The 22,250-nt window shown below is 65.3% G+C and carries 15 protein-coding genes; 13 read left to right on the top strand and 2 right to left on the bottom strand.

Going from position 1 to position 22,250, the window contains the following annotated elements:
* The first annotated feature begins 92 nt into the window (after positions 1 to 92).
* The 11 genes from X265_RS26000 to X265_RS25950 all read left to right on the top strand — a co-directional run bounded on the left by X265_RS26000 (position 93) and on the right by X265_RS25950 (position 15,767).
* A complete protein-coding gene (locus tag X265_RS26000) occupies positions 93 to 1,616 on the top strand; it encodes a UxaA family hydrolase (RefSeq protein ID WP_128967405.1) in 1,524 nt (507 codons plus the stop codon).
* 239 nt (positions 1,617 to 1,855) lie between these two features.
* Entirely contained in the window at positions 1,856 to 2,374 is a 519-nt protein-coding gene (locus X265_RS25995; protein ID WP_128967404.1) for a PAS domain-containing protein, read from the top strand.
* Entirely contained in the window at positions 2,352 to 3,656 is a 1,305-nt protein-coding gene (locus X265_RS25990; protein WP_164938798.1) for a methyl-accepting chemotaxis protein, read from the top strand. The genes X265_RS25995 and X265_RS25990 overlap by 23 nt, the downstream gene beginning before the upstream one ends.
* 273 nt (positions 3,657 to 3,929) lie before the next feature.
* Entirely contained in the window at positions 3,930 to 7,199 is a 3,270-nt protein-coding gene (locus X265_RS25985) for a transglutaminase family protein (protein ID WP_128967402.1), read from the top strand.
* A gap of 27 nt (positions 7,200 to 7,226) precedes the next feature.
* The gene (locus X265_RS25980; protein ID WP_128967401.1) at positions 7,227 to 9,749 is read left to right on the top strand and encodes a circularly permuted type 2 ATP-grasp protein; all 2,523 of its coding nucleotides are present in this window, start codon (positions 7,227 to 7,229) and stop codon (positions 9,747 to 9,749) included.
* A complete protein-coding gene (locus X265_RS25975; protein WP_128967400.1) occupies positions 9,746 to 10,624 on the top strand; it encodes a transglutaminase family protein in 879 nt (292 codons plus the stop codon). The genes X265_RS25980 and X265_RS25975 overlap by 4 nt, the downstream gene beginning before the upstream one ends.
* Positions 10,625 to 10,954: 330 nt before the next feature.
* The gene (locus tag X265_RS25970) at positions 10,955 to 11,782 is read left to right on the top strand and encodes a metal-dependent phosphohydrolase (RefSeq protein WP_128967399.1); all 828 of its coding nucleotides are present in this window, start codon (positions 10,955 to 10,957) and stop codon (positions 11,780 to 11,782) included.
* Positions 11,783 to 11,898: 116 nt separating this feature from the next.
* Positions 11,899 to 12,804, top strand: coding sequence for an alpha/beta fold hydrolase (locus X265_RS25965; RefSeq protein ID WP_128967398.1), 906 nt, complete (start codon positions 11,899 to 11,901; stop codon positions 12,802 to 12,804).
* Between the two features lie 111 nt (positions 12,805 to 12,915).
* On the top strand, positions 12,916 to 13,542 hold the full coding sequence (gene folE / locus X265_RS25960; RefSeq protein WP_128967397.1) for a GTP cyclohydrolase I FolE: 627 nt from the start codon (positions 12,916 to 12,918) through the stop codon (positions 13,540 to 13,542).
* A gap of 26 nt (positions 13,543 to 13,568) precedes the next feature.
* Complete coding sequence (locus tag X265_RS25955) at positions 13,569 to 15,092, top strand: FAD-dependent oxidoreductase (protein ID WP_128967396.1); 1,524 nt, start codon at positions 13,569 to 13,571, stop codon at positions 15,090 to 15,092.
* A gap of 99 nt (positions 15,093 to 15,191) precedes the next feature.
* The gene (locus X265_RS25950; RefSeq protein ID WP_128967395.1) at positions 15,192 to 15,767 is read left to right on the top strand and encodes an HdeD family acid-resistance protein; all 576 of its coding nucleotides are present in this window, start codon (positions 15,192 to 15,194) and stop codon (positions 15,765 to 15,767) included.
* Here X265_RS25950 and X265_RS25945 read toward each other — a convergent pair.
* Positions 15,764 to 17,011 (bottom strand): phosphatase PAP2 family protein, encoded by a 1,248-nt coding sequence (locus tag X265_RS25945; protein WP_128967394.1) that lies wholly within the window; start codon positions 17,009 to 17,011, stop codon positions 15,764 to 15,766. The genes X265_RS25950 and X265_RS25945 overlap by 4 nt on opposite strands.
* A 440-nt stretch (positions 17,012 to 17,451) precedes the next feature.
* On the opposite strand from X265_RS25945, the gene X265_RS25940 reads away from it, so the two are divergent.
* Positions 17,452 to 18,537 carry a phosphatase PAP2 family protein gene (locus X265_RS25940; protein WP_164938797.1) on the top strand — a complete coding sequence of 362 codons (1,086 nt, stop codon included), beginning with the start codon at positions 17,452 to 17,454 and terminating at the stop codon, positions 18,535 to 18,537.
* Between the two features lie 165 nt (positions 18,538 to 18,702).
* On the opposite strand, the gene X265_RS25935 is transcribed toward X265_RS25940, so the two are convergent.
* Entirely contained in the window at positions 18,703 to 20,433 is a 1,731-nt protein-coding gene (locus tag X265_RS25935) for a methyl-accepting chemotaxis protein (RefSeq protein WP_128967392.1), read from the bottom strand.
* A gap of 315 nt (positions 20,434 to 20,748) precedes the next feature.
* On the opposite strand from X265_RS25935, the gene X265_RS25930 reads away from it, so the two are divergent.
* Positions 20,749 to 22,131 carry an ethanolamine ammonia-lyase subunit EutB gene (locus tag X265_RS25930; RefSeq protein WP_128967391.1) on the top strand — a complete coding sequence of 461 codons (1,383 nt, stop codon included), beginning with the start codon at positions 20,749 to 20,751 and terminating at the stop codon, positions 22,129 to 22,131.
* Positions 22,132 to 22,250: the final 119 nt, after the last annotated feature.

Raw genomic sequence — 22,250 nt, 5'->3', positions numbered from 1 at the left:
GAGACGCACGATAGATGGGCCCCGGCTCGGCAGCGCACCGTTTCACGCTGCGCTGCGTCCGGGGCACAATAGTTATATCCAAGGAGACCACCATGACCATCAGTCCCGTCATCCGTCTGCATCCCGCTGATGGCGTGCTGATCGCGCGCGCGAGCCTGCCGCCGGGGACGGTCGTCGCCGACGGCGTGACCACGGTCGAGCGCATCCCCTCCGGCCATAAGGTCGCGATCAAGCCGATCACCGTGGGCGAGCCTGTCATCCGCTATGGCCAGATCATCGGCTTTGCGACGCGGGCCATCGCGCCGGGCCAGCACGTGCACGTGCAGAATTGCGGCATGGGCGATTTCGCCAAGGACTATGCCTATTGCGCCGACGTCAAGCCGACGCCGAATTTCGATCTGCCGGCGACCTTCGAAGGCATCCGCCGTCCCGACGGCCGCGTCGCCACGCGCAACTACATCGGCATCCTCACCTCGGTGAATTGCAGCGCGCATGTCGCAAGCCTCGTCGCCGATGTCTTCAAGAAGAATCCTTTCACCGGCGACAATCCGCTGGCCGATTTCCCCAATGTCGACGGCGTGGTCGCGCTGACCCACAAGACCGGCTGCGGCATGACGCAGAACGAGCCGCTGGCGCTGCTCCGCCGCACCCTCGGCGGCTACGCACGGCACGTCAATTTCTCGCATGTCATCGTGCTCGGCCTCGGCTGCGAGGTGAACCAGATCGGCGGCCTGATGGAAGAACAGAAGCTCGCCGGCCGCCTGCGCGCGATGGACATCCAGGAGGTCGGCGGCACCCGCAAGACGGTGGAGGCCGGCATCGGCTTCGTGCGCGAGGCGCTGGCCGACGCCAACAAGGTCAAGCGCGAAACGGTGCCGGCGAGCGAACTCACCGTGGCGCTGCAATGCGGCGGCTCGGACGGCTATTCCGGCGTGTCGGCCAATCCGGCGCTGGGTGCGGCGAGCGATCTGATCGTGCGTCACGGCGGCACCGTGATCCTGTCGGAGACGCCGGAGACCTACGGTGCCGAGCATCTCTTGACGCGCCGTGCGGTCAGCCGCGAGGTCGGCGAGAAGCTGGTTGACCTGATGCGCTGGTGGGACGAATACACGACGCGCGAAGGCGCCGAGATGAACGCCAATCCGAGCCCCGGCAACAAGGCCGGCGGCCTCACCACCATCCTGGAGAAGTCGCTCGGCGCGATGGCGAAGGCCGGCACCACCAACCTCGTCGAGGTGCTGCGCTATGCCGAGCCCGTCACCAAGAAGGGCTTTGTCTTCATGGACACGCCCGGCTACGACCCCGTTGCAGCCACCGGGCAGGTCGCCGGCGGCGCCAATCTCGTCTGCTTCACCACGGGACGAGGCAGCGTGTTCGGCTGCAAGCCGGCGCCCTCGATCAAGCTTGCCACCAACACGCCGATGTACAAGCGCATGGAAGAGGACATGGACGTCAATTGCGGCACCATCCTCGAAGGCGAGGAGAGCGTCCAGGAGTGCGGCCAGCGCATCTTCGACCTCATCCTGAAGACGGCCTCCGGACAGCCGACCAAGAGCGAGAGTTTTGATTTCGGCGGCGCCGAGTTCGCGCCCTGGGTGCTCGGCGCAACGATGTAGCCGTGTTGCGTGCGCCGATCACGCAAATACACTCGAACCAGCCGAAAAACCGGTGTTTGCGCACCGGTCCGGCGGCGCGTGTCATGACCCGAATTGCAACGATCTTTCGCTAGGTAATGATACGGAGGCGGGCGTCTCCGCCAAAAGTTCCCCGGCTTACATCTGGTTAACACTGTTGCCGTAGACAGGGTCTGATGCGGCTCCGCACCGTTGCGGGCCGGCCTGGAAGGATCGAGCCGATGCAAGCGATACGTCCCACTGGGGTGGAAAATCTCCTCGGTGAGGAGGAACTGATCGTATCGAAGACCGATCTCAAGGGCCGCATCACTTACGCCAACGACGTCTTCATCCGGATGGCGAAGTATTCCTGGAAAGAGCTGATGGGCGCCCCCCATAGCCTGATCCGCCATCCCGACATGCCGCGCGCCGTCTTCAAGCTGCTCTGGGACACGCTTCAGGCCAAGCAGGAAATCTTCGCCTACGTCGTCAATCTGGCCAAGGACGGCAGCCATTACTGGGTGTTCGCCCACGTCACGCCGACTTTCGATGAACGCGGCAATATCGTCGGCTATCACTCCAACCGTCGCAAGCCGGATCCGGCGCAGGTCGAACGCATCAAGCCGATCTACAAGACGCTGTGCGAGGAAGAGGCGCGGCATGCCAATGCCAAGGAGGGCATGCATGCGAGCTTCGACGCGATGGTCGGACTCTTGAAGCAACAGGGTGTCGGTTACGATGAATTTGTGCTCTCTCTCTAAGGCGCAAGGCGCGACCACGCTCGCCTGCGGCCTTGCCGCCGTTGCGTTCGCCCTTTCGCTGCTCGGCGTGAGCGGAATCCCTGCTGCGGCGTTGCTCGCCGCGATCGTCGTGCTGCTCGGCTACGCGCTCTGGAGCCAGCAGCGCACCGCCGCCGCTCTCGATGAGGCCGCCGACGTGTGCCGCAAGGCGGCGCATGGCGATCTCGAAGCGCGCATCCTGAGCGAGCGCCAGGCCGGACGAATCGGGACGCTGCAGAAGTCGGTCAACGACATGCTCGACATCGCCGATGCCTTCGTCCGCGAAGCTTCGGCGTCGATGGACTATGCCAGCCGCGGCAAGTATTTTCGCAAGATCCTCGCGCGCGGTCTGCCCGGCTCGTTCCGCCGTTCGGCCGTCGTCATCAATTCCGGCACCGACAGCCTCGGCCGTCGCGTGGTGGAGATCGCCGGTCTCGCCAAACAGTTCGGCACGCATCTCGATCAAGTGGCCGGCGCGCTGATGGGCGCGGCGACCGATCTCGAATCCGATGCCGGCCAGATGGCGGCCGCCGCCGAGAAGACCAGCCGCCAGACCTCGGGTGTGCTGAGCGCCTCCGACCACGCCTCGCGCAACGTCGCGACGGTCGCCAGCGCGGCGGAGCAGCTAGCATCCTCGATTGCCGAGATCGGCCGCCAGGTGACGGGCTCGACCGCGAGCACCGGCCGCGCCGTGAACGAAGCCAACCGCGCCGGCAGCGAGATCCGCACGCTTGCGGATGCGGCCTTGCGCATCGGCGACGTCGTCAAGCTGATCAGCGAGATCGCCGAGCAGACCAACCTTCTGGCGCTCAACGCCACCATCGAGGCAGCGCGCGCCGGCGAGGCGGGCCGCGGCTTCGCGGTCGTGGCCTCCGAGGTCAAGAGCCTCGCCAATCAGACCGCGAAGGCGACCGAGGAGATCAGCGCCAAAGTCGGCGAGATGCAGCAGTCGACCACCAATTCGGTCGCGGCCGTCGAGGCGATCGCGCAGACCATCGCCGAGATCGACGGCATCACCGCGTCGATTGCAGCGTCGATCGAAGAGCAGGGCTCCGCAACGCGCGAGATCGCACGCAACGTCCACGAGGCCTCGGCCGGCACGTCGCAGATGTCCTCCAACGTCACCGGCATCAGCGAAGCCGCCGCCGACACTGGCCGCGTCGCTGCCCGCGTCAACAGCGCCTCCGAGCGCGTCCACAACGAGGTCGAGACGCTCCGCCGCGAGGTGACGCAGTTCCTGCAGCGATTGACCTCGGCGGCGTGAGGTTTGCTCAAGAGCACGCTGTAACCCTCTCCCCTTGTGCGAGAGGGCGGCTTCGCTAAAGCGAAGCCGGGTGACGGATCTCTACCCTCACGAGCGGACTCGCGAGTGGAGAGAACCCCTCATCCGGCGCTTCGCGCCACCTTCCCCCACTGGGGGAGAAGGACGAAAGCATCCACTCAGCACCTTGCATAGGCACTCTCTGCCCGTTGTTAGTGCTTGATCGCATTGACGTCAGGTGTTCTGCTCAAAAAAGCTGCTGGAGCACCGCATCCCGTGTCGATCTACGTCGCATTACACCACGTCACGCACTACAAATACGACCGCCCGATCGATCTCGGACCGCAGACCATCCGCCTGCGGCCGGCGCCGCACACGCGGACGCCGATCCTGAGTTACTCGCTCAAGGTCACGCCATCAAACCACTTCGTGAACTGGCAGCAGGACCCGCAAGGCAATTGGCTCGCCCGCTACGTCTTCCCGGAGAAGACCACCGAGCTGAAATTCGAAGTCGACTTCACGGCACAAATGACCACGGTCAACCCGTTCGACTTCTTCGTCGAACCCTATGCCGACAGTTTTCCGTTCGAATATCCCGGGGATCTCAAGACCGAGCTGGCGCCCTATCTCGAGACCATCAAGCCCGACGCCGCCTTCGCAAAATATCTGGCCTCGATCCCGCGGGAGGCGCCGAACACCGTCAACTTCCTGGTCGAGCTCAATCGCGAGCTGCAGAAGAAGATCAGCTACATCATCCGCATGGAGCCCGGCGTGCAGACGCCGGAGGAGACGCTGACCTCCTGCGCCGGCTCGTGCCGCGATTCCGCCTGGCTGTTGATCCAGACCTTCCGTCATCTCGGACTCGCCGCGCGTTTCGTGTCCGGCTATCTGATCCAGATCCGTCCCGATATCGATCCGATCGAAGGACCGCCTGAAGTCGAGAACGATTTCACCGATCTGCACGCCTGGGCCGAAGTCTATCTGCCGGGCGCCGGCTGGATCGGGTTCGACGCGACATCGGGCATGCTGGCGGGCGAGGGGCACATCCCCGTTGCGGCCACGCCGCATTATCGCTCGGCCGCGCCGATCTCCGGCGGCGCCGGCTTTGCCGAAGTCGAGTTCGCTTTCGACATGAGTGTCAAGCGCATCCGCGAGGCGCCGCGCATCACAAAGCCGTTCTCTGATGATTCCTGGGCGCGGCTCAACGATCTGGGCGAGCAGGTCGACGGCGATCTTGCCGCACAGGACGTCCGCCTCACCATGGGCGGCGAGCCGACCTTCGTCTCCGTGGATGATCTCGAAGCGCCGGAGTGGAATACGGAAGCTGTCGGTCCGACCAAGCGCGCGCTTGGCGACGATCTGATCCGCCGTCTGCGCACGCGCTTCGCGCCGGGCGGCCTTTTGCATTACGGCCAGGGCAAATGGTATCCGGGCGAGAGCCTGCCGCGCTGGGCCTTCGGCCTCTACTGGCGCAAGGACGGCGTGCCGATCTGGAAGAACGCGGATCTCATCGCCAAGATCGAAAATCCCAAGCGCGCCATGACCGAGGATGCCGAAGACTTCATGGAGGGCACGGCGGCCCGCCTCGGTCTCGATCCCGGCTACATCATTCCCGCCTATGAGGACACCGCGTACTGGCTGCTGAAGGAGGCCGAGCTTCCGATCAACGTCGATCCCTCCGACTCCAAATTGTCCAATCCGGAGGATCGCGCGCGCATGGCGCGGGTGTTCGATCAAGGTCTCCGCAAGCCACGCGGCTACGTACTGCCGGTGCAGCGCTGGAATGCGCCGCCGCGCTGGCGCAGCGAGCGCTGGCAGCTTCGCCGCGGTCATCTGTTCCTGTCGCCGGGCGATTCACCGCTCGGCCTGCGCCTGCCGATCGGCTCGCTCGGCTATGTGCCGCCCAATCAATATCCCTACATCGTCGAGCAGGATCCCATGGAGGCGCGCGGCAAGCTGCCGGTGTTCACGCTTCCGGAGCGGCCGAAAGCACCGTCGCGCGTCGCGCCGGAGAAACTCAACACGACCATCCCCGTCCGTACTGCGCTGTCGATCGAGGTCCGCGATGGGGTGATCTGCGCCTTCATGCCGCCGGTCGAGCGCATCGAGGATTATCTCGAGTTGGTCGCGGCGGTCGAGGCCACCGCCGAGGAGATGCAGCTCCAGGTTCATGTCGAGGGCTATGCGCCGCCGTTCGATCCCCGCATCGAGGTCATCAAGGTGACGCCGGATCCCGGCGTCCTCGAGATCAACATCCAGCCGGCGACGAGCTGGCGCGATGCGGTCGACATCACCACTGGTCTTTATGAGGATGCCGGCAAGGTGCGCCTCGGCGCCAACCGGTTTCTGGTCGACGGCCGCCACACCGGCACCGGCGGCGGCAACCACGTCGTGATCGGCGGCTCGAGCCCGCAGGATTCGCCGTTCCTGCGCCGGCCCGATCTGCTCAAGAGCCTGGTGCTGTACTGGCAGCGGCATCCCTCGCTGTCCTATTTCTTCTCCGGGCTCTTCATCGGCCCGACCAGCCAGGCGCCGCGGATCGACGAAGCGCGTCACGACAGCATCTACGAGCTCGAGATTGCACTCTCGCATGTGCCGCCGCCGGGCTACCAGACCCCGCTGTGGCTGGTGGACCGGCTGTTCCGGCATCTGCTCGTCGACATCACCGGCAACACCCATCGCGCCGAGATCTGCATCGACAAGCTCTATTCGCCTGACGGTCCGACCGGCCGCCTCGGCCTCGTCGAATTCCGTGCGCTTGAAATGCCGCCGGATCCCCGCATGTCGCTGGCGCAGCAGCTCCTGATCCGGGCGCTGATCGCAAGGTTCTGGCGTGAGCCGCAACACGGCAAGTTCGTGCGCTGGGGTACCGCGCTGCATGACCGCTTCATGCTGCCGCATTTCATCTGGGAAGATTTCGAGGACGTGCTCTCGGAGCTGAAGAACTCCGGCTATCCGTTCGAGCCGGAATGGTATCTGGCCCAGCTCGAATTTCGCTTCCCAGCCTTTGGCCGCGTCCATCATGCCGGCGTGACGCTGGAGTTGCGGCAGGCGCTGGAGCCCTGGCATGTGCTCGGCGAAGAAGGCTCGGCCGGCGGCACCGTGCGCTACGTCGATAGCTCGGTCGAGCGGCTCCAGGTCAAGGCGGAAGGTTTTGTCGAGGGCCGCCACGTCATCAGCTGCAACGGCCGCCGCCTGCCTATGACCTCGACCGGGCGCTCCGGCGAGGCCGTGGCCGGCGTCCGTTTCAAGGCCTGGCAGCCGGCGTCCGGCCTGCACCCGACCATCCCGGTCCACGCGCCGCTGACCTTCGACCTGATCGACACCTGGAACGGCCGCTCGCTCGGCGGCTGCGTCTACCATGTCGCCCATCCCGGCGGCCGCAACTACGACACCAAGCCGGTCAACACCTACGAGGCCGAGGCGCGGCGGTTGGCGCGCTTCCAGGACCACGGCCATACGCCGGGGCCGATGCAGCCGCCGCCCGAGGAACGCACAAGTGAATTTCCGCTGACCCTCGACTTGCGGACCCCGCTCCTGCAATGAGTATGATGGTGGGGCAGGGAGAGGCGCATGGGCGAGGGCGCGGCCGAAGAGAACAAGGCAGGGCAGGCGCAAGGCCAGCGTGAAGGCCAGCGCCGGCTCGCGCAGTGGGTCCGCGACTATCGCCGCCTGCCTGGTATCCCCGACGAGTTCCTCGGGCCCGACGGCGCTCCGCGCGCGGTCTGGAGCCGCTTCTTCGATGCCTTCGGCGCGCTCGCGCCCGACGAGGTCGAGCGCCGCTTCGGCATGGCCGACCGCCACCTCCGCGAGGCCGGCGTCACCTACCGCGCGCCGGGCGACAGCGCCGACCGGCCCTGGTCGCTCAGCCACCTGCCGCTCCTGATCGACGAGTCCGACTGGACGCAGCTTTGCGCCGGCATCACCCAGCGCGCCGAGCTCTTGGAGCTCGTGCTGCGCGATATCTATGGCGAGGGGCGGCTGGTCGCGGAGGGCGCGCTGCCGGCCGGCGCGATCGCCGGCAGCCCGGAATATCTCCGGCCCGTGTGCGGCGTGCCGCCGCCGGGCGGGCGCTATCTCTCGCTTTATGCCGCCGATGTCGGCCGCGGGCCCGACGGCCGCTGGTGGGTGCTCGGCGACCGCACCCAGGCGCCATCAGGCGCGGGCTACGCGCTGGAGAATCGCCTCGTGCTCTCGCGTGCCTTCTCCGATCTCTACAAGTCGATGAACGTGCCGCGTGTCGCGCCGTTCTTCGAAGCGTTCCGCGACTCGCTTCGTGCCCGCGCCGATCGCGACGAGCCGCGCATCGGCGTGCTCACGCCCGGCAGTTTCAGCGAGACCTATTTCGAGCACGCGACGCTGGCGCGCTATCTCGGCTTCCTCCTGGTCGAGGGCGACGATCTCGCCGTCAGTGACAACCGGATCCACATCCGCACCGTGGCCGGGCTGAAGCGGCTCGACGTGCTGCTGCGCCGCGTCGATTCCAATTCGCTCGATCCGCTCGAGCTCGATGCCTCCTCGCATCTCGGCGTGCCCGGGCTGATCGACGTGCTGCGCAAGGACGGTGTCGTCGTCGCCAACATGCCGGGCTCGGGCGTCTTGGAGGCGAGGGCGCTGCTCGGCTTCCTGCCGGCGCTCAGCCGCCGCCTGCTCGGCGAAGAGCTGAAGATGCCGCATATCGCGACCTGGTGGTGCGGCCAGCGCTCCGCGCGCGACGAGGTGTTGTCGCGGCTCGGCGAGGTCGCGATCGAAGGCGCCTATCAGCGCGGCGTGCCAGGCTTCGAGAGCCGCGGCCCCGTGCTGGCGAGCGAGCTCGATGCGGCCGGGCGTCAGCGCCTGGTCGAGGCCATTAGCGCGCGCGGCATGGATTATGTCGGCCAGGAGGTGGTGCGGCTTTCAACCATGCCGGTGTGGGAGCAGGGCCAGCTCAAGCCGCGTCCCTTCGTGCTGCGCGTGTTCGCGGCCGCGACGCCGGACGGCTGGGCCATCATGCCGGGCGGTTTTTGCCGGATCGCGGAGCAGCCGGACGCGCGCGCCGTGTCGATGGGCGACGGCGCCCGCGCGGCCGACGTCTGGGTGGTTTCCGACAAGAAGGTTCCCACCGCGTCGCTGCTGCCGGCGACCGACAAGGTGCGGATCCGCCGCATCGCCGGCGTGCTGCCGAGCCGCGCCGCCGACAATCTGTTCTGGCTCGGCCGCTATCTCGAACGCGCCGAAGCGACGCTGCGGCTGGTGCGCGCGCTGGGCTCGCCGAGCGGACCCAACAAGGGTACCGCGGCCTCGCTGCAGGCGGCCGAACGGATCCAGCGCCTGCTGGTGACCTGGGGCGCGATCTCGCAAACCTCGCGCGCGACGCCGGCGCGCATCGTTGCCGAAGCGCTGCAGAGCGAGGCGCGCTTCGGCTCGGCGCTGTCGCTGGTGCGCTCGGCCTTGCGCACGGCGACGTCGTTGCGCGAGCGGCTCTCGCCGGACGCCTGGCAGGTCATCACCGAGATGGCCGAGCGCCTGTCTTACCAGGTCGAGGACGACGACAGCGTGCTGAGCGCCGCCGAGCTGACCCTGCAGGAGCTCGCGAGCTTTGCCGGCCTTGCGCAGGAGAACATGAACCGCGCCGCCGGCTGGCGCTTCCTCGATATCGGTCGCCGCGCCGAGCGCGCCATCAACACCACGCGTTTTGCTCGTCAATTTGCCTATGACGAGGCCGGCGACGAGGATCTCGATATCCTGCTGACGCTGGTGGATTCGCAGATCACCTATCGCTCGCGCTATCTGCTGGCGCCGATCCTGGCGCCGGTGCGGGACCTCGCGGTGCTCGATCCCTACAATCCGCGCTCGGTCGCATTCCAGGTGGCGACCTTGAACGAGCACATCGCGGCGTTGCCGAGCCTGAAGGAGCACGGGCTGATCGAAAAGCCGCAGCGGCTCGCCGTGGCCGTGCAGGCAATGCTGGCGACCGCCGAAGCCGAGAAGCTCGAGGTCAAGACGCTGTTTGCGCTGGAGCAGGATCTGCTGAGCCTCGCCGAAGCGATCGGGCTGCACTACTTCCCGCACGGCCCCAACGCGAGCCGACCGGAAAAGCTGACGGGGCTGGCGTGATCTACGACATCAGGCACGTCACGACCTACGAATATGAGAGCCCGGTCAGCTTCGCCCGTTGCACGCTGCGGCTCGAGCCGAGGAACGGCAATGGCCAGGAGCTGATCTCGCACAAGGTCGAGATCCGACCGCGTCCGTCCGAGCGCCACGTCCGACGCGACTTCTTCGGCACGCTGACCGAGAGCGTCGTGATCGACGCCGCGCATCGCAATTTGCGCATCGATTCCCGGTCGCGCGTCTCCGTCGATCGGAAGCCGCCGGCGCGCGATGCCGTCAGCCCGTCCTGGGAGAGCATCCGCGACGTCGCGTTCGAAGCAACCAGCCTCGGGCCCTCTTCGCCGGTCGGCTATGTCTTCGCGAGCCCGCTGGTGCCGGTGCTGCGCCCCGTCAGTGCCTATGCGGCTTCGAGCTTTGCGCCTGATACGGGTATCCTCGCCGGTGCGGTCGATCTCATGCATCGCATCCGCACCGAATTTCGCTACGACGCCAAGGCCACGGTGATCTCGACGCCGTTGAACGAGGTGTTCGACAAGCGGCACGGCGTCTGTCAGGATTTTGCGCATGTGATGATCGCAGGGCTGCGCGGGCTCGGCCTGCCGGCGGCCTATGTCAGCGGTTACTTGCGCACCATCCCGCCGCCGGGCCAGCCGCGCTTGCAGGGCGCGGACGCAACCCATGCCTGGGTGTCGCTGTGGTGCGGGGCGGAGCTCGGCTGGATCGATTTCGATCCGACCAATGACCTTCTGGTCGCCAACGACCACATCGTGCTGGCGGTCGGCCGCGACTTCTCCGATGTCTCGCCGATCGACGGCATTATCGTCGGCTCGCCGAAGCAGAAGCTCGGCGTCGCCGTGGACGTGCTGCTGGTGGAGTGACGGTGGAGGTCGTTGCGAGTCATTCGCGATCGCATCCGCGAGGGAATTGACGCGCCTGTCCGCAATGCGGTGCAGAGGTCCTGGTCTGACAGCGACGGACGTTCGGCTCACGCCTCCCGTCGATCCCCCTGCGGTCGGCCATTGGCCGGATTGTATCCCAACCTGAGAGTGTATCGAAATGTGGCCACAGCCGTGGTGCTGCGGAGGCGGCACGGCAACATATTTACGTATTTTTGTTCCCGAGTTTGGCCAGCCGCCCCAGATTGCGCTATGCTGAGCCTGCGTCGAGGGCAAGTTTGAGACGTCGGGAGTTGGCGTGGGACAGCATCCATGATCACGTTACCGAGACTAGCGGCAGAATCCCTGGAGAAGTTGCTGGGAACGTTCATGCGCCGCCGGTACGACGAAACGTCCGCAAGCATCGTCGAGAGCGCGACCCGCACCGCAATGGAATGTATCGGCAACAGCGATGCGCTCTACCACAACATCGAACATACGATGCTTGTGACGCTGGCCGGTCATTCCATTCTCGCTGGCCGAAGCCTTCATACGCATCTGTCGGCCGGGGACTACGTCCACGTCCTGATCGCGTGCCTTGCCCACGATATCGGCTATGTTCGCGGCCTGTTCGAGGAGGATGACGCCGACGGCTTCGTGATCGATGCGGCCGACAGCAAGATCTCGCTGCCGCGCGGCGCGTCGGATGCGAGCCTGATGATGTATCACGTCGACCGCTCGAAACTCTATGTGACGCGGCGGCTGCAGCATATTCCTGGGCTCGATCCGGAACGCATTGCCCGCGCCATCGAGGGAACACGCTTTCCTGCCCGGGAAGGCCAGGATTATGACGAGGACGCCTCGATCCTGCGCGCCGCCGACTTCATCGGCCAGCTCGGCGATCCCAACTATCTGCGCAAGGCCAATGCGCTCTATTACGAGTTCGAGGAGGTCGGCATCAACCGCCAGCTCGGCTACGATTCGCCCGCCGACATCGTCAACCGCTATCCGCAATTCTATTGGAACAGCGTCGCACCGCACATCCAGACCGAGATCGGTTATCTCAACAAGACCGAGATCGGCCGGCAATGGATAGCCAACCTCTACAGCAACGTTTTCCGTGCGGAGCGCGACATCTCGTTGTCGGGACCGCAGAAGTAACGCTCCTATAGTAGCCCGGATGGAGCGCAGCGAAATCCGGGATTCGCGGATGGCTGCGTGCCCGGATTGCGCTGCGCTCCATCCGGGCTGCGGCCTCCAACTCCGTCAGCAAAATCATGCAACAAAAAACCATCAGCACCGACGTCCTCGACATCGCCTATCGCGAATACGGCGAGCCGGACGGCTGGCCCTGCATCATGGGCCACGGCTTTCCCTACGACGTGAACGCCTATGCCGAGGCCGCGCCTCTCATCGCGCAAGGTGGTGCGCGGGTGCTGGTGCCGTGGCTGCGCGGCTACGGGCCGACGCGTTTTCGCTCCCCGGCGACGCTGCGCTCCGGCGAGCAGGCCGCGCTCGGCGCCGATCTCCTCGCCTTCATGGACGCACTCGGCATCGCGCGCGCCGTCGTCGGCGGCTACGATTGGGGCGGCCGCGCGGCCTGCGTGGTCTCGGTGCTTCATCCCGACCGCGTGACCGGACTCGTCTCCGGCAATTCCTACAATATCCAGAACATTGCGCGCGCTATGGAGCCGGCGTCGCCGCAGGAGGAGGCGGCGCTCTGGTATCAGTATCTCTTCCACAACGAGCGCGGCCGCCGTGCGCTGGAGCGCAACCGCCGCGGTTTTGCCCGTCAGCTCTGGGCGATGTGGTCGCCGGCATGGCAGTTCGACGATGCCACGTTCGAAAGAAGTGCGGCGTCCTTCGACAATCCCGATTTCGTCGATGTCGTGATCCATTCCTATCGTCACCGCTACGCGCTGGTCGAAGGCGATCCGGCCTATGCCGAGATCGAAGCCAAGCTGGCCCAACAGCCTCCGGTCCGCGTTCCCACGATCGCGATCGATGGCGACAGCGACGGCGTCAATCCCGGCACCGCCCATCACGCGCGCAAGTTCGAGGGCTTGTTCGAGCGACGCGTGTTCACCGGCGCCGGTCACAATCTGCCGCAGGAGCGCCCGGCAGAATGGGCGCAGGCGGTGCTCGACGTGCGGAAAGCGGCTGAATCCAGCGCCTCACGATGAGGATCTGAGGCCAGTCTCCGATTTTTCCTGATCCCGGGAACCTTTTCCAGTCGCCGCCGTCCAAGCTGTGGGGCCGCTTCCGTGTGCGGCCCGTTGCAGGGGAGGTTTTCGATGAAATCACAAGCGCGCAGGCTGGAACGTGTCGCGGTCGCGCAGGCGCCGAGCGAGCGGCCTGACAGGGCAGAGGTCGAGCAGGCGATCCGCACGATGATCCGCTGGGCCGGCGACGATCCCGCGCGCGACGGCTTGCGGGACACGCCGGATCGCGTCGCGCGTGCTTTCGAAGAATATTTCTCCGGTTATGCGCAGGATCCGACCGAAATCCTGCAAAAGACCTTCGAGGAGATCGAAGGCTACGACGAGATGATCGTCCTGCGCGGCGTTCGCTTCGAAAGCCATTGCGAGCACCACATGGCGCCAATCGTCGGACGCGCCTGGGTCGCCTATATCCCGCAAGGACGCGTGGTTGGTATCTCAAAGCTCGCCCGTGTCGTCGACGTCTACGCCAAGCGCCTTCAGATCCAGGAGAAGATGACCGCGCAGATCGCCAACACGATCAACGATGTGCTCAAGCCGGAAGGCGTCGGCGTCATCATCAAGGCGACGCATCACTGCATGACGACGCGCGGCGCGCACAAGCCGGGGACCGATCTCGTCACCAGCCGCATGCTCGGCGTGTTCCGCGACAATGCGCTGACGCGCCAGGAATTGCTGGGGCTGGCCAACTCGGACGATTGATCCACGCCAGCGAAGGAGACGCTGCCATGACCGAGGAGAAGAAGCCAAGCGGCCCGGACCTGACCAAAGGCGTTGCGCTCGCCGAGTTCAAGGACGGCAAACTGCTCGGTCATGTCGGCGAGGAGGATGTTCTGCTGGTGCAGGCCGGCAGCGAGATCTTTGCCATCGAGCCGCTGTGCAGTCATTACCACGGTCCGCTCGCCGAGGGTCTCGTGGTCGGCGACACCATCCGCTGCCCCTGGCATCACGCCTGCTTCGCCTTGCGATCGGGCGAGGCGGCGCGTCCGCCGGCGCTGAATGCGCTGGCGGTGTGGGACGTCACGCACGATGGCGACAGGATTACCGTTGCGCGCAAGCGCGAGGCGCCAAAGCCCTCGATGGCACATCGCAGCGCGCCGACGCCCGAAAAGTTCGTCATCGTCGGCGGCGGCGCGGCGGGTTTCGCGGCGGCCGCGACGCTTCGCCGCGAGGAATTTGCCGGCGCGATCACCATGCTCAGTAATGACGGCGCGATGCCGGTCGACCGACCAAATCTCTCCAAGGACTATCTTGCCGGCAACGCGCCGGAGGATTGGCTGCCGCTGCGGGGCCAGGACTATTATAAGGACGCGGGCATCGACCTCCGGCTCAACACCAACGTCGCGGCGATCGATCCGAAGACGCGCAGCGTGACGCTCGGCAACGGTGACAAGCTGCCGTTCGACCGGCTGCTGCTCGCGACCGGCGCAGAGTCGGTCAAACTCCAGATACCAGGCGCCGACCAGCCGCATGTCCATACCTTGCGCTCCGTCGCCGACAGCCGCGCCGTCATCAAGGCCGCCGGCAGCGCCCGGCGCGCGCTGGTGATCGGTGCGAGTTTCATTGGTCTCGAGGTTGCGGCGTCGCTGCGCGCGCGCAAGCTCGAAGTGCACGTGGTCGCGCCGGAAGAGCGGCCGATGCAGAAGGTGCTCGGGCCCGAGATGGGCGATTTCGTGCGCGCGCTGCACGAGGAGAACGGCGTCGTCTTTCACCTCGAGGACACCGTCGAAAAGCTCGACGGCGCCCGTGCGACGCTGAAGAGCGGCGGCGTCATCGATGCCGACCTCGTCGTGGTCGGCATCGGCGTCAAGCCGCGCCTCGCGCTGGCCGAGCAGGCCGGGCTTGCGGCCGATCGCGGCGTCAGCGTCAGCGAATATCTGGAGACCAGCGTGGCCGGCATCTTCGCGGCCGGCGACATCGCGCGCTGGCCCGACCCGCACTCGCGGCAAACCATCCGCGTCGAGCACTGGGTGGTCGCGGAGCGACAGGGCCAGACCGCGGCGCGCAACATGCTCGGCAAGCGCGAGCGCTTCGATGCCGTGCCGTTCTTCTGGAGCCAGCATTACGACGTGCCGATCAACTATGTCGGCCACGCCGAGAATTTTGACGATATCGCCATCGACGGCAGCATCAAAGACCGGGATTGTCTGCTGAAGTACCGCAAGGACGGCCGGATCCTGGCGGTCGCCTCAATTTATCGCGATCTCGACAATCTCAAGGCCGAACTGGCCATGGAGCGGTCGCGCGCTTGATCTGCGTCAACGCAGGCGGCCGCCGGGCTGCTGTGGTTGCCGGGTCCCGGCGCCGCATCACCTGAGATGCGCTCGGGCATCACCTGCAGGAGGTGCGTCATGACATCTGCTTCGGATACCTCTCCCCATCTCGGCCTCGGCTCCGGCATCGCAGCGTTGCATGGGAAATGGGGCTGGATCGTCGCCCTCGGCGTCGTCTACCTCGTCGCCGGCTTCGTCGCGCTCGGCAGCGTGGTGATGGCGACGGTTGCGAGTGTGATCGTGGTCGGGGCGATGATGATCGTCGCCGGTGCCGCCGAGATCATCGGCGCCTTCCAGATGAAGAGCTGGGGCAAGTTCATGATCTGGGTATTGCTCGGCGCGCTCTATGTCATCGCCGGCATTCTCACCTTCGACAACCCGCTGTTCGCGGCGGTCTTGCTGACGCTGTTCCTCGGCGCATCGCTGATCGCCTCCGGCGCCGTCAGGCTGTTTCTCGCTTTCAGCATGAAGCGCGAGAGCCCGTGGGTGTGGGTGGCGCTGTCGGGCGCCATCACGCTGCTGCTCGGGTTCTTGATCGTCGCGCGCTGGCCGATCAACAGCGTGTACATCCTCGGCCTCTTCCTCGGCATCGATCTGATCATGGCGGGCGCGGGCTGGATCAGCCTCGGCCTCGCGCTAAAGCGGCGCGGCTAAAGGGAGTGCCCAGCCGAGATCAGTTGATCCGGTTCCGAGGCCGCCGCGTCATTTTGTCGGCGCCGAATTCCGTCATCATCTGTACAAGATTCGTGGCTAACCTCTGTCTCGACGATTGGTTCGCCGGATGTACGCGGATTGGATCGCAAGCCTCGGCCTTCGCGCCGGGGCTTTTCGTTTTGAAATGCGCGCCGGCCACCTGACGCTGGCGCCGAGACGGATTGGAAATCACCGGACGATGCTCGCGCGGATTCCGGTTTATTCAGCATCGCGGCAGCCGCGGTGGCGGCCAGCCACAGCAGCGCACCTGCGGGCAGATCGATGACGTAGTGACCGCCGATCGGCAGAGCCGAGACCAAGACCAGGACGTTCAGGGCGACCAACGCCCAGAACAACCATCGCGTTCCGGTGGCGGCGAAGACCGTCATGAGGGCGAGACAGCAGTGGAAGGAGGGGAAGGTCACGACTCCGTGCAGGTTCGCAAAGGAGACGACCGGCAATGCCGCGTTCCGGAAATATTCAAGCTTTGGGAGGTGATAGAGTCCCGCACCGATGGGCAGACGCTCGAGGATCCCGGCTGCATAGTCGTAGTGGGCGAACGCGCCTATGGCGGGCCAGAACACCGAGAACGTCGTCGATGCCACGATGGTAAAGCTGCAGACGAAGACGAGCTCCCAGAGTTTGTCGAAGCGGCGGAGCAGACTAAGCAGAACGACGAGGCCGAAGAGTTGAACGAAGGAGCTCGCGTAAGCCAGCTTGAGAAGCTCGGAGCAGACCGGATGATCGGCGAACCACGCGATCATCGAAGGCGTGTCGAACCCCAGGTATTGATCGGCCCGCGCCAACGTTTCATCGATGAACGCTGCGTTGTGCCTGAGGCCAACAAGGCTGATGATGCCGGCCATTCCAATAGAGACGAAGAGGACGGCAACCGCCCCGCCAAGGTTGGAGAGCACCGGGGCCGGACACCACTTGCCGTAAACAAGATGGATCGCAACCAGGAACAGCAATGAGAGAACTGAAGTTTCGACGCTGCCCCGATCGATTGCGACAGTGAGCGTGGACATCAAAGATGCTGCAAAGGCGGTTGCAAGGCCGGCAACCAGCCAGGAGCAACGCTGCGTCAGCGCGTGTGGTGCGCGGCTCCCGAGCCGTCCGATCGCGGCTTTGCCCGTAACAGGTCCCCAAGTTTCGATCGAGCCGGCGGACCTCGTCCATCGCGCATCCCACAATTCTTCGGGCATTCCAGCATTCCAGCATTCCCACGCCCGATAAGGGCGTCATTCCATCATTCAACCTTAGCGAGTACACTTTCTAATTGCGATAGCGGTCTGCCTCAATCATTTCGTTTGGTCAACAAATTGCTTCTGGATGTTTCGACGATGCGTCCCATGCACGGTCTTTTATTTTTGGCTGATGCAGGCCCATGTTGATGCACGCGGCCCAACCGACGTGTCGGTCAACTGCACGGTGGCATCATGCGCGGTTGCCGAGGCCTTCGAGGCTCGCCTGTTCCTGCTCGTGAGCGAGGTTCCATTACCGGAAGGACCTTCGCGACATCAGGAAACGAACTTTTCACCAATAGTAACGATGGCGCCAGTGAAGAGGTGCAACCAGACGGTGCGTCGACTAAACTTCCGGGAGTGCCGCCCGAAATTGCACGTACGTTGGAATGGGAATTGGAATGTTCGGTGCCCCGCCCTTCGAGAGAGCAAGTTGTGCTGTCAAGGAGGAGCGGCGTTCGGTCGGTCGCCACGACCAGGGGATTGCGAACAGGTTACGACTGGTCAACTGGAGTCTGGTGGCCGGATATGCGCTGACACTCTGCATCGCGCTTGCCGCAACGACCTTCACGCTGGAAGGTTTGATGAGCAGGGAAGTCCTCACCGCGCCGGCACTGGCGATTGCCGGGTTGTGGCTCACGCGGCGGCGCTGGGGCGAGCGGTCGGCGTTTACCCTGCTCGCGTTTGCGCAGATGGGTCTTTTCGTGATCTGCGCGGCGCCGCTGTCGTACATCGGTTTGGGCGCCGGGATGCCACTGCAGGACGCGAGATTTGCCGAGCTTGACCGATTGCTCGGCCTGGATTGGCCTGCATATTTCCATTTCGCGATGGCTCACCCGAAATCCCTGATCTACGCTAAATTGTTTTACGCGATGATCCTCGTGCCGGGCTTCGTCGTCCCTGTCGCACTGGGGATGACGGGGCAATATGTCCGTCTACAGCAGTTCGTGATGGCATCAATATTGGCGTTGTGGGCGGTGATTGTCGTCTCCTCCCTGCTTCCGGCGATCGGCACCTATTTTGAATTCGGACTGCCCTCCGACACCGAGCTATTCAACGCGAACGGATATGGAGGGCAGGCACGAGACATCCCGATGCTGCGCAACGGCACGTTGCGAGTTCTCAACCTTACCAAGCTCGGCGGCATCCTCACCTTCCCGAGCTTTCACGCTGCCATGGCGCTCGTCAGCGTCTGGAGCTTGTGGAATATCTGGTGGCTGCGTCCCGCCCTGCTGATTCTGAATGGGGGAATGCTCGTCGCGACCCCGCTGGTCGGGGGGCATTACTTTGTGGATGTGATCGCGGGGCTGTCTGTGGCTGCGATGACGATCCACGCGTCTAAAGGCCTGACGGCGGTGGTCGTTGCAAGTCCACTGGCAGCCTCGACGCAGCCGAAATCGGCGGCGCCGCTGGTCGCTGTTCCCTTGGCCGCCATGTTTGTGCGGCCGTTCCGGCGTAACATCTCCCGGCATGAGATGCGCCTATGAACATCTGCTTGTGGTCCGAATGCGAAGTTCGGGCGACGTCCTCGGTTGTCGGCTCGTCAAGGTAACCGGACGCACCAGCGCCGCGCCATCACGACGCTGCTGACGATGTGAGGGAGAAGGAGGGCCGGCCCCGGCCGCCGCTCTTGGCGCAGGCACGCCGCGCCGTCATCCCGCCTTGGCCATACGGCTGTCCGAACGCAGGTTCTGGAAGAACTTCTCGACCTCGCGCGACAGCGTCTCCGCGGTCGCGGTCACGCTGCTCGCGGCGGTCAGCACGGAGGCGGCGGCCGTGTCGGTTTCGCCGATCGCATCGCGCAGCGAAGTGATGTTCGCCACCAGCGTCTCGTTGCCCTGGGCGGCCGATTGCGCATTGGAGGAGATCTCGCGCGTGGCGGCGTCCTGCTGGCCGACGGCGCCGGCAATGGCCGTGGTGACTTCGTTGATCTCGCGCACCGCGCCGCCGATTTCGCGCACGGCATCGACAGCGTTGCGGGTCGAGGACTGGATCATCGCGACGTTTTCGCTGATGTCGGCGGTCGCCTTGGCGGTCTGTCCCGCCAGCGCCTTCACCTCGTGTGCGACGACGGCAAAGCCGCGGCCGGCGTCGCCGGCGCGGGCCGCCTCGATGGTGGCGTTGAGCGCGAGCAGATTGGTCTGCTCGGCGATCGCCTGAATGAGGGTCAGCACGCCGTCGATGCGCTGCGTCGCGGCCGCGAGACTCTCGATCTCGGCGATCGATTTCTCGGTGCGCTGGCCGGTCTGCTCGACTGCGCCCGCGCTCTGCCTCACCTGGCGTCCGATCTCTTCCACGGATGCCGACAGCTCCTCGGCCGCACCCGCCACCGCGGTGACGTTGTGCGAGGCCTGCTTCGTCGCGTTGGCCGCGGTGCTGGCGCGGTTGCTGGCATCCGCCGTGACGCGGGTGATGGTCTGCGCGGTCTCGCGCATGACGCTGGCATTGTCACTGAGGCCGCGCATGATCGCGCCGATCGCTTCGCGGAACGCCTCGACCGATTGCTCGATGTGGCGCGTGCGCTGTTCGCGTGCGGCCGAATCCTGCGAGACCTGCGAGGCGAGGTTGCGGTTGCGTCCCATCGCGTCCTGGAAGATCTGGATGGCGCGGGCCAGCGCCCCGATCTCGTCGGCGCGCTCGGTGTGCGGCACAGCGACGTTCTCGGCGCCGTCGGCGACCTGCTTGATGGTCGCCGTGATGGCGGCAAGCGGCCGGGCGATCGAACGGGCGATGATGACGATGCCGATCACGACCAAAGCCAGCGCCACGCCGCCGAGGCAGGTCAGCACGAAGGACAGCGTGCGGTTGGTCTCGGTCTCGCGCGCGATCTGCTTGGCACGCTCGGCATAGACCTTGGACAACGCCTCGAGATCCTTGTTCAACGCAGAACGCACGGCGCGGTTGGCGTCGTTGTCGCCCCATTCGCGGCCCGCCGCCGCATTGATCTCGACGCCGCGGCGAACCAGCTCCTTGCGGAACTCGACGAACTGCTCGATGCGCTTCTTGAAGGTCGCGAACTGTTCGGCGTCGTCAGCCTTGACGATGCTTTCCCAACCTCTCACGACATCGAGAATCTGGGCGTTGAATTTGAGCAGGCCGTCGCCGAACTTCTTCACGACCTTCGGCTCGGTCGACATGTAGACGCCGCGCGATTCCATCACGACCGCGTAGACGAGCGAGTTGACGCGCTCGACGTTCAGCGCGGCCGCATTCGCCGTCTCGATCGCGCTGGTCAGCTCGGCGCTGCGGCGGCTGTTGTAGTCGGACAGCATCGCGATCGCCGCGGTGAGCACGGCGAAAAGCGCGAAGATCGCGTAGAGCTTGCTCGCCAGCGTGAAACGGCCTGCCAGGCTGGCAGAATTCCCAGATCGATCGATTTGCATGGTGTTCGGGCCCGATTGGCCAGGAGCGGCCGGTGCGCGCGGTCGTATTAAATTGAGAGAAAATTATGCAGAATGAAGATGGACGCAGCGTTAACGCGCGGGCCGGGGATGGACGCCGGACGTCGCAGGAAATGCGAGCTATCTCAGAAGCTTGGTGTCATTCCACGTGGTTCCCGGCAGGTCGGTCCCGAGGATCGGCCGGATGCGCCAAACATCGGCGTGCATACCGGCGGCCGAGCGCGTATTCCCTGAGTTCAGCGCCGGCTTCAGGATCGATTGAGGTCGGCCACTGGCCGAGGATTTCAGGAGGGGCCTTTGGTCTACCGCCACACGATCGACGCCACGACCTACACGTTCTCCGACCTGCGCGACCTCCTGGCCAAGGCCACGCCTCCGCGCTCCGGCGACCGCCTGGCCGGGCTCGCCGCTGGGAGCGCCGAGCAGATGATCGCCGCGCGGATGGCCCTCGCGGACATCTCCCTCGGTCAATTCCTCAACGAGGCCGTCATTCCTTATGAGACCGACGAGGTTACCCGGCTCGTCATCGACAGCCACGACGCCAGGGCGTTCGCGCCGGTGGCTTCGCTGACGGTCGGGGCGTTCCGCGACTGGCTGCTGTCGGACGCGGCCACGCCTGAGGTCCTGCGCAAGCTCGCCCCGGGGGTCACGCCCGAGATGGCGGCCGCGGTGTCGAAGCTGATGCGCAACCAGGACCTGATTCTGGCGGCGCGGAAATGCGAGGTCACGACGGCGTTCCGTAACACCATCGGCCTGAAGGGCCGGATGAGTACGCGGCTCCAGCCCAACCATCCTTTTGACGATGCGAGGGGCATCACCGCCTCGATCCTCGATGGCCTGCTGCTCGGGGCCGGTGATGCCTGCATCGGCATCAATCCGGCGAGCGATGATCCCGCCGTGATCGCCCAATTGCTGCGGCTGCTCGATGAAATCGTCGCGCGGCTGAAAATCCCGACGCAGGGCTGCGTGCTGACCCATGTCACGACGACGCTGTCGCTGATCGGGCAGGGCGTGCCGGTCGACCTTGTCTTCCAGTCGGTCGCCGGCACCGAGGCCGCCAACCGAAGCTTTGGTATCGACCTCGCGCTGCTGAAAGAGGCGCAGGCGGCGGGACTGTCGCAGAAGCGCGGCACGGTCGGCGCGAACGTCATGTATTTCGAGACCGGCCAGGGTTCGGCGTTGTCGGCCAACGCCCATCACGGCGTCGATCAGCAGACTTGCGAGGCGCGCGCGTATGCGGTGGCCCGCGCCTTTGCGCCCTTGCTGGTCAACAGCGTGGTCGGCTTCATCGGCCCGGAATATCTCTACGACGGCAAGGAGATCATCCGGGCGGGGCTGGAGGATCATTTCTGCGGCAAGCTGCTCGGCCTGCCGCTCGGGGTCGACATCTGCTACACCAACCATGCCGAGGCGGACCAGGACGACATGGACAATCTGCTGACGCTGCTCGCCGCCGCCGGCGTCAGCTTCATCATGGGGGTGCCGGGCGCCGACGACGTCATGCTGAATTACCAGTCGACGTCGTTTCACGACGCGCTCTATGTCCGTGACGTCTTCGCCCTGCGCCGCGCGCCGGAATTCGACGATTGGCTGGCGCAGTCAGGCATCGCAGGCGCTGATTTCCGCCTGGCCGGTGATGCAGGCCTGCTGCCCGATTTTGCTGCGCGGCTGATCGCCTGACCCCGCGGCGCGAAGGAAACCATCCGTCCTTCCAGGAATTATGCTCGCGCCACAATATTGAGAAATTCCGGCGGCAGCATTACGCTATGTGTCTGGCTGGCAATTTCCGCAACCAGGTC

This window comes from Bradyrhizobium guangdongense (assembly GCF_004114975.1).
GTDB lineage: Bacteria > Pseudomonadota > Alphaproteobacteria > Rhizobiales > Xanthobacteraceae > Bradyrhizobium > Bradyrhizobium guangdongense.
Note: the sequence above shows the minus strand (reverse complement) of the source record. Positions and strands in the feature narration are given on the sequence as shown.